Source organism: Bordetella sp. MIP270_01_BMS, assembly GCF_054958705.1.
Map to the genome: position 1 here is coordinate 1,074,998 of NZ_CM143297.1, position 15,414 is coordinate 1,090,411.

16 protein-coding genes and 1 tRNA gene are annotated in these 15,414 nt (G+C 63.5%); 2 read left to right on the forward strand and 15 right to left on the reverse strand.

The features are described from left to right. Window positions 1-103 precede the first annotated feature (103 nt). Window positions 104-733 (forward strand): dUTP diphosphatase, encoded by a 630-nt coding sequence (locus ACV17W_RS04950; RefSeq protein ID WP_462596463.1) that lies wholly within the window; start codon window positions 104-106, stop codon window positions 731-733. A gap of 130 nt (window positions 734-863) precedes the next feature. Here ACV17W_RS04950 and ehuA read toward each other — a convergent pair whose 3' ends face one another. From ehuA to thrS, 13 genes are all read right to left on the reverse strand, one after another. After that, window positions 864-1,634: an ectoine/hydroxyectoine ABC transporter ATP-binding protein EhuA gene (gene ehuA, locus ACV17W_RS04955; protein ID WP_462595330.1), complete on the reverse strand. Its 771-nt coding sequence runs from the start codon at window positions 1,632-1,634 to the stop codon at window positions 864-866. Beyond that, a complete protein-coding gene (ehuD, locus tag ACV17W_RS04960; RefSeq protein WP_462595331.1) occupies window positions 1,631-2,302 on the reverse strand; it encodes an ectoine/hydroxyectoine ABC transporter permease subunit EhuD in 672 nt (223 codons plus the stop codon). The genes ehuA and ehuD overlap by 4 nt, the downstream gene beginning before the upstream one ends. Next, window positions 2,299-2,952, reverse strand: coding sequence for an ectoine/hydroxyectoine ABC transporter permease subunit EhuC (gene ehuC / locus ACV17W_RS04965; protein ID WP_462595332.1), 654 nt, complete (start codon window positions 2,950-2,952; stop codon window positions 2,299-2,301). Before ehuC ends, ehuD begins: the two co-directional genes overlap by 4 nt. Before the next feature lie 3 nt (window positions 2,953-2,955). Then, a complete protein-coding gene (gene ehuB, locus ACV17W_RS04970) occupies window positions 2,956-3,885 on the reverse strand; it encodes an ectoine/hydroxyectoine ABC transporter substrate-binding protein EhuB (RefSeq protein ID WP_462595333.1) in 930 nt (309 codons plus the stop codon). 181 nt (window positions 3,886-4,066) lie between these two features. Continuing rightward, on the reverse strand, window positions 4,067-5,227 hold the full coding sequence (locus ACV17W_RS04975; protein ID WP_462595334.1) for an ABC transporter substrate-binding protein: 1,161 nt from the start codon (window positions 5,225-5,227) through the stop codon (window positions 4,067-4,069). A gap of 52 nt (window positions 5,228-5,279) precedes the next feature. Then, complete coding sequence (gene lhpI, locus ACV17W_RS04980; protein WP_462595335.1) at window positions 5,280-6,242, reverse strand: bifunctional Delta(1)-pyrroline-2-carboxylate/Delta(1)-piperideine-2-carboxylate reductase; 963 nt, start codon at window positions 6,240-6,242, stop codon at window positions 5,280-5,282. A 97-nt stretch (window positions 6,243-6,339) separates the two neighbouring features. Continuing rightward, complete coding sequence (locus ACV17W_RS04985) at window positions 6,340-6,525, reverse strand: XRE family transcriptional regulator (RefSeq protein ID WP_462595336.1); 186 nt, start codon at window positions 6,523-6,525, stop codon at window positions 6,340-6,342. A 520-nt stretch (window positions 6,526-7,045) separates the two neighbouring features. Beyond that, on the reverse strand, window positions 7,046-8,755 hold the full coding sequence (ptsP, locus tag ACV17W_RS04990; protein WP_462596464.1) for a phosphoenolpyruvate--protein phosphotransferase: 1,710 nt from the start codon (window positions 8,753-8,755) through the stop codon (window positions 7,046-7,048). Window positions 8,756-8,798: 43 nt separating this feature from the next. Beyond that, window positions 8,799-9,068 carry an HPr family phosphocarrier protein gene (locus ACV17W_RS04995; RefSeq protein WP_462595337.1) on the reverse strand — a complete coding sequence of 90 codons (270 nt, stop codon included), beginning with the start codon at window positions 9,066-9,068 and terminating at the stop codon, window positions 8,799-8,801. 107 nt (window positions 9,069-9,175) lie between these two features. Beyond that, window positions 9,176-9,577 (reverse strand): PTS sugar transporter subunit IIA, encoded by a 402-nt coding sequence (locus tag ACV17W_RS05000; protein ID WP_462595338.1) that lies wholly within the window; start codon window positions 9,575-9,577, stop codon window positions 9,176-9,178. A gap of 9 nt (window positions 9,578-9,586) precedes the next feature. Then, window positions 9,587-10,543: a glutathione synthase gene (gene gshB, locus ACV17W_RS05005; protein ID WP_462595339.1), complete on the reverse strand. Its 957-nt coding sequence runs from the start codon at window positions 10,541-10,543 to the stop codon at window positions 9,587-9,589. A gap of 140 nt (window positions 10,544-10,683) precedes the next feature. Beyond that, a complete protein-coding gene (infC, locus tag ACV17W_RS05010) occupies window positions 10,684-11,235 on the reverse strand; it encodes a translation initiation factor IF-3 (RefSeq protein ID WP_462596466.1) in 552 nt (183 codons plus the stop codon). A gap of 20 nt (window positions 11,236-11,255) precedes the next feature. Continuing rightward, entirely contained in the window at window positions 11,256-13,208 is a 1,953-nt protein-coding gene (gene thrS / locus ACV17W_RS05015; protein ID WP_462595340.1) for a threonine--tRNA ligase, read from the reverse strand. Window positions 13,209-13,690: 482 nt separating this feature from the next. On the opposite strand from thrS, the gene ACV17W_RS05020 reads away from it, so the two are divergent. Next, complete coding sequence (locus tag ACV17W_RS05020; protein ID WP_462595341.1) at window positions 13,691-14,356, forward strand: response regulator transcription factor; 666 nt, start codon at window positions 13,691-13,693, stop codon at window positions 14,354-14,356. Between the two features lie 290 nt (window positions 14,357-14,646). On the opposite strand, the gene ACV17W_RS05025 is transcribed toward ACV17W_RS05020, so the two are convergent. Continuing rightward, window positions 14,647-14,723, reverse strand: a tRNA-Val gene (locus ACV17W_RS05025). Between the two features lie 27 nt (window positions 14,724-14,750). Then, on the reverse strand, window positions 14,751-15,413 hold the full coding sequence (locus ACV17W_RS05030) for a phosphoribosylanthranilate isomerase (protein ID WP_462595342.1): 663 nt from the start codon (window positions 15,411-15,413) through the stop codon (window positions 14,751-14,753). Window position 15,414 lies beyond the last annotated feature (1 nt).

The following is a 15,414-nucleotide window of genomic DNA, read 5'->3' on the forward strand; positions in this document are numbered from 1 at the left end:
CCCAAGTGCTAACATTTCCGACCCCTGGCGACACGCCAACTGACATTGCGGAGCACACGTGAGCGAGATCCCGGCCGGACTGACCGAAGCCCAGGCGGCAACCATGCTGAAACTGCAGGACCGCCTCAACAGCATCATCAACCCCCAGTGGGTCGAAGGCGGCGCCCGCTTCCTGCGGGCCGCATTCGTCGAGTCGGCCGAAGCGCTTGAACACTATGGGTGGAAGTGGTGGAAAAAACAGACCATCGACCTGCCCCAAGTGCAGATGGAACTGATCGACATCCTGCACTTTTATCTGTCGCACACCCTCGTGACCGCGAAAGGTTCGGCCGCCGATGCCGCCCTGCTGCTGGTCGCCGACCTGAATGCCCCGGACGCCATCGTGCTGGACGGAAACGCGTACGCGCTGGATGAACTCGATGTGCCGCAATTGCTCGAGCTCATCGGCGGCCTCGCGGTATGCGGCCGCGCCAGCTATAAAACGCTGGAATGCGCCATGGCGCGCTGCGGATTGACCTGGAACGATGCGTTCACCCAATACGTCTCGAAGAATGTGCTGAACATCTTCCGCCAGGAAAACGGCTATAAGGCGGGCACCTACGTCAAGATATGGCAGGGCGAAGAAGACAATGTAGTGCTTGCCCGCCTGATGGCCGGCCTGGATCCCAACCGGGCCGACTTTGCCGAAGCCTTGCATGGCGGCCTGGGGCAGGCTTACAGCCAAGCGCGTTAGACCGGCCGCCGCACCGGCTTGCGCTGAGGCGAGGCAAGAGCCCCCGCGCGTCCCGTTCCATCTGGCGCGGCGGCCCGGGCGAGCTGTCAGGTCGCCCGGCCGTGGGGGTTCAGCCGAGCCCCCGCGGCCGCTAGGCGGCTTCGATCACGGTCTGCAGGAATTGCCGGGTGCGCTCTTCCCGGGGGTTCGAGAACAGCACGCTGGATTCGGCGTCTTCGACAACATTGCCCTGGTCAAAGAACAACGTCCGATCCGAGCTGCGTTCGGCGAACCCCATCTGGTGGGTCACGATGATCATGGTCATGGTGCGTTGGGCGGCCAGGTCGCGCAGAATCTGCAGGATTCCGCCGACAAGTTCCGGATCCAGTGCCGAAGTCACTTCGTCGAACAACATGATTTCCGGACGCATCGCCAGGGCGCGCGCGATGCCCACACGCTGCTTCTGACCGCCCGACAATTGCGCGGGATACGCGTCCAGCTTGTCACCCAGCCCCACCAGTTCCAGGTATTCGCGGGCGCGCTGCGCGGCCTCGTTGCGGGTCAGGCCCGCGACGTACATGGGCGCTTCCATTACATTGCCCATCGCGGTCTTGTGCGGAAAAAGGTTGAAGTGCTGGAAGACCATGCCTATCTTGCCGCGCACGCGCCGGACGTGGGCCGAGTTCGGGCCGGCGGTGCGCCCCTGCGCGTCGACCCACATCGATTCATCGTCGATGAGGATCTCGCCGCTGCTGGGGCGATCAAGCGTCATCAGCAAGCGCAGCAGCGTCGATTTGCCGGACCCCGACGGGCCGATCACCGACACCGTCTGCCCGGCGGGAATTTCAAGATTGATGCCGCGCAGCACCTCGATTTCCCCATAGCGTTTGCACAAGTTCTTCAGGCGTATGCTTGAGCTCATCGCGAGCCTCCGAATTGTTTCAACCAGGCCTCGAGGCGGCGTACGCTCCATGCGGCGCCCAGGCTCAATACCAGGAACAGCACGCCTACCAGCGTCAATGGCTCGGTATAGCGGAAGGTGGCCGATCCTATGATCTTGCTCTGCTGCAGCAGCTCGACCACCGTAATGGCCGACAGCAGCGGCGTGTCCTTGAACATGGCCACCAGATAATTGCCGAGCGCCGGCACCACCGGCGGAATGGCCTGCGGCAGAAGCACGCCCACCGCCGTGCGCCAGGGTGACATGTTCAGCGCCGTTGCAGCTTCCAGCTGACCACGTGGCACGGATTCGATGCCCGCCCGGAAGACTTCCGCGCAATAGGCCGCATAATGCACGCCGAGGGCAAGAATGCCCGTGGCCAGCGGTGACATCTGCACCCCGCTTTGCGGCAGCACATAGAACAGAAAGTACATCTGCACCAGCAGGGGCGTGCTGCGCACGAACTCGATCAGCAGCGCGACCGGCGCCGATATCCAGCGAAGCCGCACGCGTCTCAGCATGGCCAGCACGAGGCCAAGAACCACGGCGAGCAGCATGCCCAGCAAGGTGGCCTGCACAGTGATGATCAGCGCAGAACCCAGCGCGGGCAGGATTTCCCAGGCAAAAGCCCAATCGAAGATAGGATTCATCGGACCCGGAACCTCCGCTCGAGCAGGCGGATGCCCATCGTGATCACCAGCGCCACGGCAAAGTACAACACCAGCAGCAGCACAAAGATTTCTGTGGTGCGCAATGTCTCGGCGCGCAGCATCTGTCCACGGAAAGTCAGATCGGTGATCGTAATCAGCGAGACCAGCGCAGTGTTCTTCAGCAGCTCGATCAGCAGATTGCCGGTAGGCGGCAGCATGGCCGGAAAGGCCTGCGGCAGGACGATGCGCCGCATGATCTGCGCAGAGGTCATGTTCAGCGCCACCGCCGCCTCTCGCTGCCCCGAGGCGACAGCCACGATGGCGCCCCGCACGACTTCAGCGCCGTAGGCCCCCGCGTTGGCGGCCAGCACCACAATGCCCACCGTCACCGCCGGAAGCTTCAGGCCGAACAGCGGCAATACATAATAGAACCAGAACAACTGCACCAGCGCCGAAGTGCCGCGGAACACCTCGACGTACGCCAGCGCGGGCCAGCTGACCCACCGATGCGGCGACAGCCGCGCCAGCCCCGCCGCCAGGGCCAGCGGCACGGCCAACACCGCGGCACCGACAGTGATGCGCAGCGTCATCGACAGGCCGTCCAGCAAGGGCGGCAGCAGCCCGGCCATCCCTTCTATCGAGATCGCCATGCCTTACTGGCCATTCGCCGCGCACAACTTCGCCGCCGTGATATCGCCGGGCAGCTCCGTCTCCGTGAAACCGAACGGCTCGACCAGCTTGGCGTGCTCTTCCGTCCCGATGAACTTGGCGAGTTCGGCGTTGAAGGCGTCGACGAAGGCCTGGTCGTCCTTGCGGAAGGCAAATGCTCCATAACCTCGCACACTCTTGCCGTCGATGACGGGATCGGTGAAGGGCTCGGCCTTCTCCAGGTCGCCCGTGGCGGATTTCTTCATCAGGTCGTTGACTGTCATTGCCGTGGCGGCATAGGCATCCGCCCGCCCCGCCTGGACGCCGGAAAGCGCACTCACCACGTCCGGGAACACCACGACGCGGTCGGTCGGGATGTCCATCTTGCGGGCATATTCGCTTTCGATGGCGCCCACCACCACGCCCAGGCGCACACCGTCCTGCTTGGCCACGTCTTCATAGCTGTGCAGGCCCTTTGGGTTGCCCTTCTGCACCAGGAATGATTCGCCCACACCATAGGTCGGATTCGAAAATGCGGCCTGTTGGCAGCGTTCCGGGGTTACATACATACCCGCCGCAATGATGTCGAAGCGTTTGGCCTGAAGCCCCGGTATCAACGAACCAAATTCCGTCAGTACCCCTTCCACTTCATCGATGCCCATGCGTTTGAGCACCACGCGCGCAATTTCGACCGCTTCGCCGGTAATGCGGTTTTCGGCGCTGTCCATATACGCATAAGGCGCCTCGTTGGCGTAGCCGATGCGGATCTTGCCGGCTGCCTTGGCGGCCTCCAGCGTGCTCTGGGCAGTAGCGGGCGGCGCGCTGGCTCCCGCCTTGGCCGCCGGGTCTTCAGATCCCGAATCCGAGCATGCCGCCATCAACCCCAGACTCAGTGCCATGACGGCCCATTTCATCGTGCCCAGTATGCGTCCCATGCGCGACTCCCTTTGAAGATAGTTATGTACAAAACCAATTCACGCGAAATAGTACGTCAATCAATCATTTCAACACAAACCATATGGCGACAAAAAAGGCAGGCCGATGGCCTGCCTCGCGGCTGATCACGTGTAACGGGCGTGGGCGGCGGGCTTGCATGCCCGCGCCCTTCAAAATTTGTTACTGTGCGTAGGAAAAGCGGCCATTACGAATGACGCCCATCACGCGGGCGCGTTCATCGAAGCCCTGGTGATCGGTTTTCGAGATATTGAACACGCCGTTCGGCACCACCAGATCCTGTGTGGTTTCGAGCGCGTCGCGCAGCGCGGCACGGAATTCCGGAGTGCCAGGCGTCGCGCCGGTCTTCAGGGCACGGCCCACGGCCGAATCGAGCAGCATCCAGGCGCCGTAGGCATCGCCGGCAAACTGAGTCAGCGTGTTGGCGCCATATTGCGCTTCATATTTGTCCGCGAACTCAACGGCCACCTGCTTCACGGGGTTGCTGTCAGGCAGTTCACGGGCGACCACTCCCGGCCCGGTGGGGAACAAAGTGCCCTCTACATCTTTTCCGCCCACCTGCAGGAATTCGAGCGTACCGATTCCGTGTGTCTGGTAGATGGCGCCCTTGTAGCCCCGTTCGACCAGCGTCTTTTGCGGCAAGGCGGCAGGCGTGCCGGAACCGGCGATCAGGATTGCGTCGGGTTGGGCCGACATGGCCTTGAGCACCTGGCCCATCACCGACGCATCGTTACGCTGGAAGCGCTCGTGCGCCACGAGTTCGAGGTCGTTGCCGGCCGCCTTGCTGAACTCGCTCCACCAGCTGTCGCCATACGAATCGGCGAAACCGATGAAGGCGACCTTCTTCAGGCCCTTGCTGCGCATGTCTTCGACCAGCGCGGTGGCCATCAACGAGTCGTTCTGCGGCATCTTGAATGCCCAGCGGCGCTTGGGATCATCGGCCGGCTCGACAATGACGGCCGAGGCCGCAAGGGCCACCATGGGCGTGCCTGTTTCTGCCAGCACGTCCAGGCCCGCCAGCGCGGCGGCTGTGATGTTGGGGCCGACAATCGCGTCGACCTTGTCTTCCGAGGTCAGTTTGCGCATGTTCTTGACGGCACGGCTGACATCGGTGCCGTCATCCAGCACGATGTAGCGGGCCGGCTGCCCGCCCAGGGTGGCGGGCCAAAGGCGCAGGGCGTTATTGGTCTGGATGCCTATGGCGGCAGCCGGTCCGGTGGTCGACACATCGACGCCGATAACGACTTCGGCACGGGCCGACCAGGACAGCATCGGCAGAATGGTGGCGGCAATTGCGGCCAGGCGTAGCACGGGATTGGGCATGGGGATGTCCGGCAGAATGTTGAAGAAAGCCGCAGGGCGGGCGTGCAAGGCGCTATTTTGCCCCAGGCGCGCCGCTGGCGGGCCCCTGATTCGCTTCGTAGACCATCGCCGCCATGGTCAGATCTTCCAGTGCGCTGCCCACCGCTTTGAACACCGTGATCTCGCTGGCGTCGCGGCGCCCCGGCGCCCGTTCGGTGACCAGGTCAGTCAGCGTCCCGCGTATCGAAGCGGGCGACAGCACGCCCGCTTCGAAAGCGGCGAGCAGGTCGCCGGACTTCGTTGGCGCTTCCTCGGTGTCCACATAGACCTCGGCATTGGCAAAGCAGGCCGGGTCGGTTTCCTTCATGTCCGGCTTGAAGCTGCCGATTAGGTCGAGGTGAGTGCCCGGTTGCAGCCATTCGCCGCGAACCAGGGGTTCGGTAGACAAGGTGGCGCAGCTGATGATGTCGGCCTGGCGCACGCCCGACTCGAGACTGTCAATCGCCTGGGCGTCGAAACCCTGCTCGTTGAGCGACGCAGCGAGGGCCTGGGCGCCCGCAGCGCGCACGTTCCAGACCAGCACCTTTTCGATGGGCCGCACCGTGCGCATGGCATGGGCCACCAGCCCTGCAATACGCCCGGAGCCCACGATGAGCAGGACCTTGGCGTCCTGTCGCGCCAGATACGAGGCGCCGAGGGCCGCGGCTCCGGCGGTTCGATAGACGGTGACCACGTCGCCATCGACCTGCGCGAGCGGCACGCCGGTGCGCGCGCTGTACAAGGTGTACGCTGCGTGCAGGCCAGGCAGGCCCAGGCGGGTGTTGTCCGGGAATATATTGATGACCTTGACGCCGAAATAGCCCTGCTCGTTCCAGGCGGGCATGATCAGCGACGTGCCTTGAGCGCCCCCGGATTCAATGGCATGCACATGGCGCGGCGGCACAACAGCCCCCGCACGGAATGCTTCACGCAAGGCGGGAATGACGGCGGGAAACGTCAAGGCCCGACGAGTGCCTTCGGTATCGATAACTAACATGCAGGTCCTCCAGATAAGGACCTCATTATCGCCCGAGGCGCACATAACAAAATGCCAGTCGCGAGACTGGCATTCGTTCTGGCTGGGCAAGCCCAGATCAACGGTGCGGGTCGTGATAAGCCGAAATAGTGGGATGCACCTGCCTGGCGTGGTCCATGCCCCGCAGTATTTCACCCACCGCTTCGAGGAAGCTGGTGACCCGCAACTGTATCAGGCGCCATGCACTGGACGCCCCACTTTCCGGATGGCCCGGTTTCGCGGCCCTGCTGGTGGAATCTTCCATGACCTGCTCCTTGAGAGAATGAAAGGGCACCACACACTCATCGTAGACCTGTTGATGCTGCAACACAACATTAATTGATGCATCAGGGATTTTGTGGCATTTAACGCACAGATCCGGGTTCTATCGAAGGCGGCCGGCCGGGGCTGCGACCAGCAGAAAAAATATTGTGCAACGCAGCATGCCGATGAAAGGCAGCTCAGGGGGCATATCCCGCTGGCCGAACGCCGCGGGCATCCCGCCCCGGATAGCACCCCGACTCCGGCAAGCCCGCCAAGGATGGGTACCGTCAGCTCAACGTCCGGGTGGCGCCGGACGCGCAGGCGCATCAATGGCGCCGGCCGCGTCGGCCTGTGCAGACGGCGTCATCTTTCAAATCGGAGTGACGCCGCAGTGTCCGTTCGTCAGGGATGCTGCCATAGTCGCCGCCGGCAAGCCCAAGGGCCCGAACGTGCGATGCTGCGAAGCATCGCCCACCTCGGCCCGTGCGACCGGGGCCATCGTGAAGTTCGAGCGGCGGCGGTCAGCCCTGGTGGAGCAGATCGAGATCGACGGGCAAGGCGCGGTTCAGGGCCGACGCCACCTTGACGCGCAACTCGTTGCTGTGCGCGCGCCGGATCTCTCGTTTCACGTCGAGCAATTGCTGCGGGTGCATGGAGAATTCAGTCAGCCCCAGACCCAGCAGCAGTCGCGTGAGATGTGCGTCGCCCGCCATTTCACCGCAGACGGCCACCGGCTTGCCCAAACGTGCGCCTGCGTTGATGGTATTGGCCACCAGGCGCAGTACCGCCGGGTGCAGGGGATCGTACAGGCCGGCGACATCGTGATCGCCGCGATCGATGGCCAGGGTGTACTGGATGAGGTCGTTGGTGCCGATCGAGAGGAAATCCAGGGCCTGGGCAAAGGGTTCGATCGCTATCGCGACGGCAGGCACCTCGACCATGGCCCCGACCTCGAGGCGCTCGGCATAGGCCTGGCCGCGCGCATCGAGTTCCCGGCGCGCGGAATCTATTGCGGCAAGCGCTGCCGTGACCTCGTGCATGTGCGTGACCATGGGCAGCAGCAGCCGCACATTGCCATGCGCCGAGGCACGCAGAATGGCCCGCAACTGGGTGGCGAACATCTCCGGCCGCGCCAGGCAATACCGGATGGCGCGCTGGCCCAGCGCGGGGTTGGTGGCCACCGTGGCCTCATCATCGAGGGTTTTGTCGGCGCCGATGTCCAGCGTGCGTATGGTTACTGGGCGTGTACCCATCACGCGTGCCACCGAGGCATAGGCCTCGTACTGCTCCTCTTCGTCCGGCAGCGACTGCCGCCCCATGAAGAGAAATTCACTTCGGAACAGCCCGATGCCCTGGGCGCCGGCGGCCACCGCCGCCGCGGCTTCGTCGGGCAGTTCGATATTGGCGTTAAGAACGATGTCAATACCGTCGAGCGTCACGGCAGGTTCGTCGCGCAGCAGCGCCAGCTCGGCGCGCTCTGCGGCGTAGGCCACCTGCCGGCCGCGGTATTCCTGCAGCATGGCCGGCGCGGGGTTCAGGAGCACCACGCCCGTGGCCCCGTCGATGACCAACGTATCGCCATCGCGCACCAGGTCGCGCACATTGCCCAGCGCCACGACCGCCGGCACCCCCATGCTGCGCGCCACGATGGCGGTATGCGAGGTGGGCCCCCCCAGGTCGGTGACGAAGGCGGCAAAGCGTCCGCCCCGCAGGCGCAGCATGTCGGCCGGCGAAATATCGTGTGCCACGACCACCAGCGGCTCGTTGCCGTCGAGGTCGACGCCGTCCGCAAGCATGGCGCCACTGCCCGACAACACCTGCAGCACCCGCTCGATGACCTGCCTGACGTCGGCCCCGCGTTCACGCAGGTATTCGTCTTCCATGGCATCGAACTGCTCGCCCAGAATCTGCCCTTGCGTGGCCAAGGCCCATTCGGCGTTGTAGTGCCGCTCGGCGATCAGTGCGCGCGTCTGCTCAGCCAGCAACGGATCGGCCATCAACAGGCGATGCACATTCAGCATGGCGCCCAGTTCGCGCGGCGCATCGGACGGCAGCGTATCGACAATTTGCACCAGGTCTTGTTCGGCGCGCGCCAAGGCGTGGGTCAGGCGGTCGCATTCGGCGGCGACGTCGTCGGATGCTATCCGGTAATGGGCCACTTCCAGCGACGCAGCACCCATGACTACGGCGCGGCCAATGGCGTAACCGCGCGCGACGCCTTTTCCATGCAACGCCACCACGGCGCAGGGCGCCGCGGCGGGACGCAGGGGTGTGCTATTCGTGCTCACCGAATTTGCTGTCGAACAGGTTCTTGATTTCGGATAAGGCCTGGTCTGCGTCGGCGCCGGAGGCGTCGAGCCGGACGGTCACGCCCTTGCCGGCCGCCAGCATCATGACACCCATGATGCTCTTGGCGTTGACGCGCTGGGCGCCCCGAGAAATGAAGATCTCGCTGCCGAATTGACTGGCAAGCTGGGTGAGCTTGGCCGCTGCCCGCGCATGCAGGCCCAGCTTGTTGGAAATGACGATGTCTGAAATTGGCATAGAGATCAGGTAAGCACAGTCCGGCGCGGGCGGTTCCCGTGATGAAGGCGGCATGCCGCCATCGGACCTGCGCCATGCACCGACATGATATGGCAAAAATGGGGTGTTCAGTCTACTCGCAGACAGCCCTGGACGCCGCCAGCCAGGGCCTTTTCGCGCGTATCGGCCAGACTGAGGTCGCGCGAGGTCAATGCGCGCAGCAGCATCGAGGTATTCAGCCCCGCGACCACACAACACTGGATGCCGTGGGCCTGGGCGTCGGATACGGCGCGCTTGGCGATGTTCGCGGGAGTGGCACCGATGAGATCGGTCAGTACCAGCACCCCTGTACCGGTGTCGGCCGCGCGGATGTCGCGCAGGACCATAGGCACGCGGTCATCCGGCATGTCGTCGGGCTGAATGTCGTGCACTGCGATCTGCTCGCCCACGGAAGCCCCAAGCACGTGCTCGGCGAACTCGCGCATGGCCACTCCGAGTGGCGCATGCACCACAATAACGATGCCGGTCATGGCAAACCTTTAACTCGCTGCGCGTTCCAGAGCCTGGGCAAACGCGTCGGCAACATCGAAGCCGGTTTGCTCGGCGATTTCGACAAAACAGGTCGGGCTGGTGACATTCACTTCGGTGACGTAGTCGCCGATGACATCCAGCCCCACCACCAGCAGCCCGCGCGCAGCAAGCCGAGGAGCCACCACGGCCGCAATCTCGCGGTCGCGTTCGGACAAGGGTTGCGCCACGCCGCGACCACCGGCCGCCAGGTTGCCCCGGGTTTCGCCCGCCAGCGGAATGCGCGCCAGCGCAAATGGCACAGCAACGCCACCGATCAGCAGAATGCGCTTGTCGCCGTCGACGATCTCGGGGATGTAGCGCTGCGCCATGATCGTGCGGGTGCCGTCTTCGGTCAGCGTCTCGAGGATGGCATTGAGGTTCGGCTCGGCGGCCTGCAGGCGGAAGATGCCGGTTCCACCCATGCCGTCGAGCGGCTTGACGATGACGTCTTGATGTTGGGCATGGAACGTCTTGATGCGCGCCATGTCGCGGGTGACCAGCGTGGGCGCGGCGAGATCGGCGAACTCGGTAATCGCCAGCTTTTCGGGATGGTTGCGTATGGCGGCGGCGTCGTTGAAAACCTTCGCGCCCTGCGCCTGCGCATATTCGAGCATGTGCGTCGAGTAGACGTATTCCATGTCGAATGGCGGGTCTTTGCGCATCAGCACAGCGCCGAAGCGCGCCAACGGCACGTCTTGCGCGGCGCCAGTCTCGCGCCACCAGTCATGCCCGTGCAGGTCGGCGCCGTCGACCAGCTCGATGGGCGTCGTGCGCGCGCAGACCACGCCGGCGTCTATGAAAAGGTCACCCTGCAGCGCGACGCTGAGCGTATGACCGCGCGCCACCAGCGCACGCATCATGGCGACCGAAGTGTCTTTGTAGGCCTTCAGCCGCGGCAGGGGATCGATGATGAAGAGAACATGCATGGTATGGACGTCCGGGATGCGCGCGATGACATGCACCGGCGCGCCAAACCGACATCGTAGCGTAAATGACCGGCTGATGCCGATCGCTGCCACGCATGGCCGCGCAGGCGGATACCTGCGGCCATGCATGGAACTCGCGATCAGGCGGGCGAGTCGCCCTTGCCAGCGGCAGGACTCTTCTTGCGCGGGGCCAGCACCATGACCATCTGGCGCCCTTCGAGCTTGGGCATGGCTTCGACCTGGGCCAGTTCGGTCAGGTCGTCGCGCACGCGTTCGAGCACGCGCATGCCAAGCTCCTGGTGAGCCATTTCACGGCCGCGAAAGCGCAAGGTGACCTTGGCCTTGTCGCCCTCTTCCAGGAAGCGGCGCAGGTTGCGTAGCTTGACCTGGTAGTCGCCCTCGTCGGTCGCCGGGCGGAATTTGACTTCCTTGACCTGGATGACCTTCTGCTTGGAGCGGGCTTCGGCCTGCTTTTTTTGTTCCTGATACTTGAACTTGCCGTAGTCCATCAGACGGCAGACTGGAGGTTCCGCGTTGGGCGCGATTTCAACCAGATCCACGTCGGCTTGTTCGGACAGACGGAAAGCGTCGGCCAGCTTGACGATGCCGAGCTGTTCTCCGTCCAGACCTATCAGGCGCACCTCGGGGACGCGGATTTCACCGTTGATGCGATTGGCTTTTTCAGTGGCGATGTTGACGACTCCTAAAAGATTTAAGTAACGCTGCCTTCGGCTTGCACGACATTGCGGCGGGTGGCAACGTCTTCAGCCAGGCGGGTGGTAAAGGCTTCAAGCGGGATGACGCCAAGGTCGAGTCCCCCCAGGCCGCGGACGGCTACCGTGCCATTTTGCTTTTCTTTGTCACCCACGACAAGAATGTACGGCACCTTTTGCAGGCTGTGCTCGCGGATTTTACGAGTGATTTTTTCACCGCGCAAATCGGACTGAACCCTAAAGCCTTGTTTTTTCAGGGTTTGTGTTATTTGTGCGGCATAATCGGCTGACGGCTCGGATATACAGCACACCACGGCCTGCACCGGCGCAAGCCAGGGCGGCATCGCGCCGGCGTGGTTTTCGATCAACATTCCGATGAAACGCTCGAGCGAGCCGAGGATGGCCCGATGCAGCATGACCGGCGCGCGGCGCTGGTCCTGGGCATCGACGTACTCGGCTCCCAGACGCACCGGCATGGAAAAATCCACCTGCACGGTGCCACATTGCCAATGGCGGCCAATGGCGTCCTTCAGGGTGTATTCGATCTTGGGTCCGTAGAAAGCCCCCTCGCCCGGCGATATTTCGAATTCGCAGCCCGTGCGCCGCAGGCTTTCCATCAGGGCGGTTTCGGCCTTGTCCCAGATCTCGTCGCTGCCGATACGCTTCTCGGGGCGGGTGGCCACCTTGTACAGCACATCGTTGAAACCGAAGTCGCGGTAGACCTTCTGCAACAGCGCGGTGAAGTCGGCGCATTCGTCCTGCAGCTGGTCTTCGGTACAAAAGATATGGCCGTCGTCCTGCGTGAAGCCGCGTACGCGCATCATGCCGTGCAGCGAACCCGAAGGTTCATTGCGGTGGCACTGCCCGAATTCGCCATAGCGCAGGGGCAGCTCGCGGTACGAGTGCAGCCCTGCGTTGAATATCTGCACGTGACCGGGACAGTTCATCGGCTTCAGACCGTACACGCGGTTCTCGGACTCGGTCGTGAACATGTTTTCACGGTAGTTGTCCCAGTGTCCGGTCTTCTTCCAGAGCGACAGGTCGAGAATCTGCGGCGCCTTGACCTCCTGGTAGCCGTTGTCGCGGTAGACCGCCCGCATGTACTGCTCTACCTGTTGCCACAGCGCCCAACCCTTGGGGTGCCAGAAAATCAGTCCGGGCGCCTCGTCCTGGAAGTGGAACAGGTCGAGGTCGCGGCCGATCTTGCGATGGTCGCGGCGCTCGGCTTCTTCGAGCATGTGCAGGTAGGCGTCCTGCTCGTCTTTGGTGGCCCAGGCGGTGCCGTAGATGCGCTGCAGCATCTCGTTGTTGCTGTCGCCGCGCCAATAGGCGCCAGCCACCTTCATCAGCTTGAACACCTTCAACTTGCCGGTGGACGGCACGTGCGGGCCGCGGCAAAGATCGATGAAGTTGCCTTCGCGATAGAGGCTGAGCGTTTCGTTCGCGGGAATCGACGCGATGATCTCGGCCTTGTAGGCTTCGCCTATGCTCTTGAAATAAGCCACAGCCTCGTCGCGCGTCCATTCTTCTCGCGTGACGATTTCGTCTTTGCGCGCGAGCTCGGCCATTTTCTTTTCGATGGCTGTCAGGTCTTCAGGCGTGAACGGCCGCTTGTACGAAAAGTCGTAATAGAAACCGTTGTCGATGACCGGGCCGATGGTGACTTGCGCATCCGGGAACAGTTCTTTGACGGCGTATGCCAGCAAGTGCGCAGTGGAGTGACGGATCAGGTCGAGCCCATCGGGGTCTTTGGCGGTAATGATGGCGAGCTGCGCATCGCGCTCGAGGCGAAAGCTGGTGTCGACCAGCCGGGGTTCGCCGCCCGGCTCGGTGATGCGCCCGCCCAGGGCGGCCTTGGCCAGCCCGGTGCCAATGGACTGCGCAACTTCGGCGACCGTTACCGGCCCCGGAAACTGACGCTGAGAACCATCCGGCAATGTGATCTGTACCATCGAAAATTCCTGGGGAGAAACGAGAAACGCGGCTGTCCGCCGCGTTCCGTCTGGTTGCTTGCTGGGACTGCCATCTGCCTGACATGGCGAAACCCGACGCTGGAAAGCACTAACGCGACATGGTGCGGAAGTTTCCGGTCGTAGTTCGTGTCGGGCGAGAAATCATGCGCTAGGCCAAGAAAGCGAGCACGCGGGATGGCGTGCCAGTCGTCAAAGATTGTAGCATCCCCGCGTTTCGTGTGCCCAAACCCCGCGCGCGACGGAGCGCCGGCCGGAAGGATCACGGCCGCGTATCCGGCTGTGCCACGGAAAAGTCTTATTTTGAACAGGCGTCGATCTGACCCGCCACAACCCCGATACGCTCCGCGCACTACGTGCCCTACTGTGGGCACGCCGCCCCGCCATTTCGAATCATGCCGCCCTTCCGCTCCCCTACTTCCGCCGCGCCGGCGTCTCTGCCAAGTCCGGTGGGGCGCCGCTACATGCTGCTGTCCGGCACGCAAGAGCGTGTGCGGGTCGCCATACTCGACGACCACCCGGTCATCACGCTGGGCGTGGCGGCTTATCTCAGGTCGCAGCCCGACTTCGATATCGTGCACGCCGAAACTGCGTCCGAGATCTTTCTCGGAAAGCTGGCGCGCCAGCCCTGCGATATTGCCATCGTCGATTTTTACCTGCCGCGCCAGGCATGGGACGGCATGGATTTCATCCGCAGGCTGCGCCGGCACCATCCCAAGATGGTGGTCATCACCTTCTCGGCCGGTGCGCCCGCCGAGACCGAATATGCGGCGTTCCGGGCCGGTGCCCACGGGTATCTGCCCAAGTCGGCCCCGCTGCCCGTGCTGGTAGAGGTGATGCGGGCCGCCTGCAGTCCGCAGCATGGCCAACGGTTCATCACCCACAAGAACGGCGCCCTGCATACGGCGCCCCCCGCGCATCCCGACACCCGCCTCACGGCCGCCGAGATCGAAGTGCTGCGCCAGATCGCCCAGGGCCTGTCGGTGACGCAGATCGCCGCCCGGCTGCTGCGAAGCAAGAAAACCATCAGCACCCACAAGCGCCGATCCATGAAGAAACTGGGGCTGGCCGACGACTTGGCCCTGGCGTTGTACCTGAAAGAAAAATTCGATCAGCAAGCCGGCGCATGATGCACGCGGAACAGCGCGCCCGGCCGCGCCCCGGCCGCTCGCCGGCGTTTCGTTCCGCGCCGCGCAGCAAGGCGCTCGGCCGCCGACCACGGCGCGACGCAGGGTCCATCACAGGCGCGCGAGCATGGGAACGACGCGGGCAACAGGCCGACCCGGCCGCGCTGATTCATCCGCGGATTCATCGTTGAATGGCGACTTGCACGGCCGCTGGCGCGCAATGCCATGCAAAGAAAAAAGCCGCCAGGCAATCTGGCGGCTTTTCGGGGCACCCGTGGGCACCTGCAATATTCTGGTAGGCGGTATTGGAATCGAACCAACGACCTCTACGATGTCAACGTAGCGCTCTAACCATCTGAGCTAACCGCCTGCAAAGAAGCGAGATTATATATACGTTTTATTCGTCGTGCAAGCGAGCATCGGCGAGGCGCACGATATCGAACAGTTCGCGGATCTTGGCCGGCGATTTTTCGCCCGGAGCCGTTTCAACGCCACTGCTGACATCGACGGCCCAGGGCCGATTGTCGGCGATGGCCTGTGCAATGTTCGCGGCATTCAGGCCGCCGGAGAGAACCACAGGACGCGCCGCCGCATCGGCACGCACACCGGCCAGAAGGCCGTGGTCGAACGCCCGCCCGCTGCCTCCATACCCGGGACTGTAGCTGTCGAACAGCCACGCTGCGGCCTCAGTGTAGGCGCTGCAGGATGCGGCCAGACGCTCGGGGGAATCGAGGCCGGGCGCGCCCGCCCGGAATGCGCGCATGTAGCGCACCCCGTATCGCGCACATTCGGCCGGAGTTTCGTCGCCGTGAAACTGCAGCAGGTCGGGCCGCACCTGGTCGAGAACAGCCTGGACCTCGTCTGTCGTGGCGTTGACAAACAAGGCGACCACGTCGACAAAGGCCGGAACCTGACGACGAAGCCGGGCCGCCTGCGCGGGCGCCAGGTAGCGCTTGCTGCCCTGATAAAATACGAAACCTATCGCATCCGCCCCGGCCTGCACGGCCGAGGCGATGTCTGCTTCGCGGGTCAAACCGCAGATCTTGACGCGAGTACGCATG

What these genes read in the sequence shown, in the direction of transcription:
- gshB (WP_462595339.1), bottom strand. Translation starts at nt 10,543, where the DNA reads ATGCATGTTCTCTTCATCATCGATCCCCTGCCGCGGCTGAAGGCCTAC.
- lhpI (WP_462595335.1), bottom strand. Translation starts at nt 6,242, where the DNA reads ATGTTAGTTATCGATACCGAAGGCACTCGTCGGGCCTTGACGTTTCCC.
- ehuA (WP_462595330.1), bottom strand. Translation starts at nt 1,634, where the DNA reads ATGAGCTCAAGCATACGCCTGAAGAACTTGTGCAAACGCTATGGGGAA.
- ACV17W_RS05000 (WP_462595338.1), bottom strand. Translation starts at nt 9,577, where the DNA reads ATGACCGGCATCGTTATTGTGGTGCATGCGCCACTCGGAGTGGCCATG.
- ehuC (WP_462595332.1), bottom strand. Translation starts at nt 2,952, where the DNA reads ATGGCGATCTCGATAGAAGGGATGGCCGGGCTGCTGCCGCCCTTGCTG.
- thrS (WP_462595340.1), bottom strand. Translation starts at nt 13,208, where the DNA reads ATGGTACAGATCACATTGCCGGATGGTTCTCAGCGTCAGTTTCCGGGG.
- ACV17W_RS04995 (WP_462595337.1), bottom strand. Translation starts at nt 9,068, where the DNA reads ATGCCAATTTCAGACATCGTCATTTCCAACAAGCTGGGCCTGCATGCG.
- ACV17W_RS04985 (WP_462595336.1), bottom strand. Translation starts at nt 6,525, where the DNA reads ATGGAAGATTCCACCAGCAGGGCCGCGAAACCGGGCCATCCGGAAAGT.
- ACV17W_RS04975 (WP_462595334.1), bottom strand. Translation starts at nt 5,227, where the DNA reads ATGCCCAATCCCGTGCTACGCCTGGCCGCAATTGCCGCCACCATTCTG.
- ehuB (WP_462595333.1), bottom strand. Translation starts at nt 3,885, where the DNA reads ATGGGACGCATACTGGGCACGATGAAATGGGCCGTCATGGCACTGAGT.
- ehuD (WP_462595331.1), bottom strand. Translation starts at nt 2,302, where the DNA reads ATGAATCCTATCTTCGATTGGGCTTTTGCCTGGGAAATCCTGCCCGCG.
- ACV17W_RS04950 (WP_462596463.1), top strand. Translation starts at nt 104, where the DNA reads ATGCTGAAACTGCAGGACCGCCTCAACAGCATCATCAACCCCCAGTGG.
- ACV17W_RS05020 (WP_462595341.1), top strand. Translation starts at nt 13,691, where the DNA reads ATGCTGCTGTCCGGCACGCAAGAGCGTGTGCGGGTCGCCATACTCGAC.
- ACV17W_RS05030 (WP_462595342.1), bottom strand. Translation starts at nt 15,413, where the DNA reads ATGCGTACTCGCGTCAAGATCTGCGGTTTGACCCGCGAAGCAGACATC.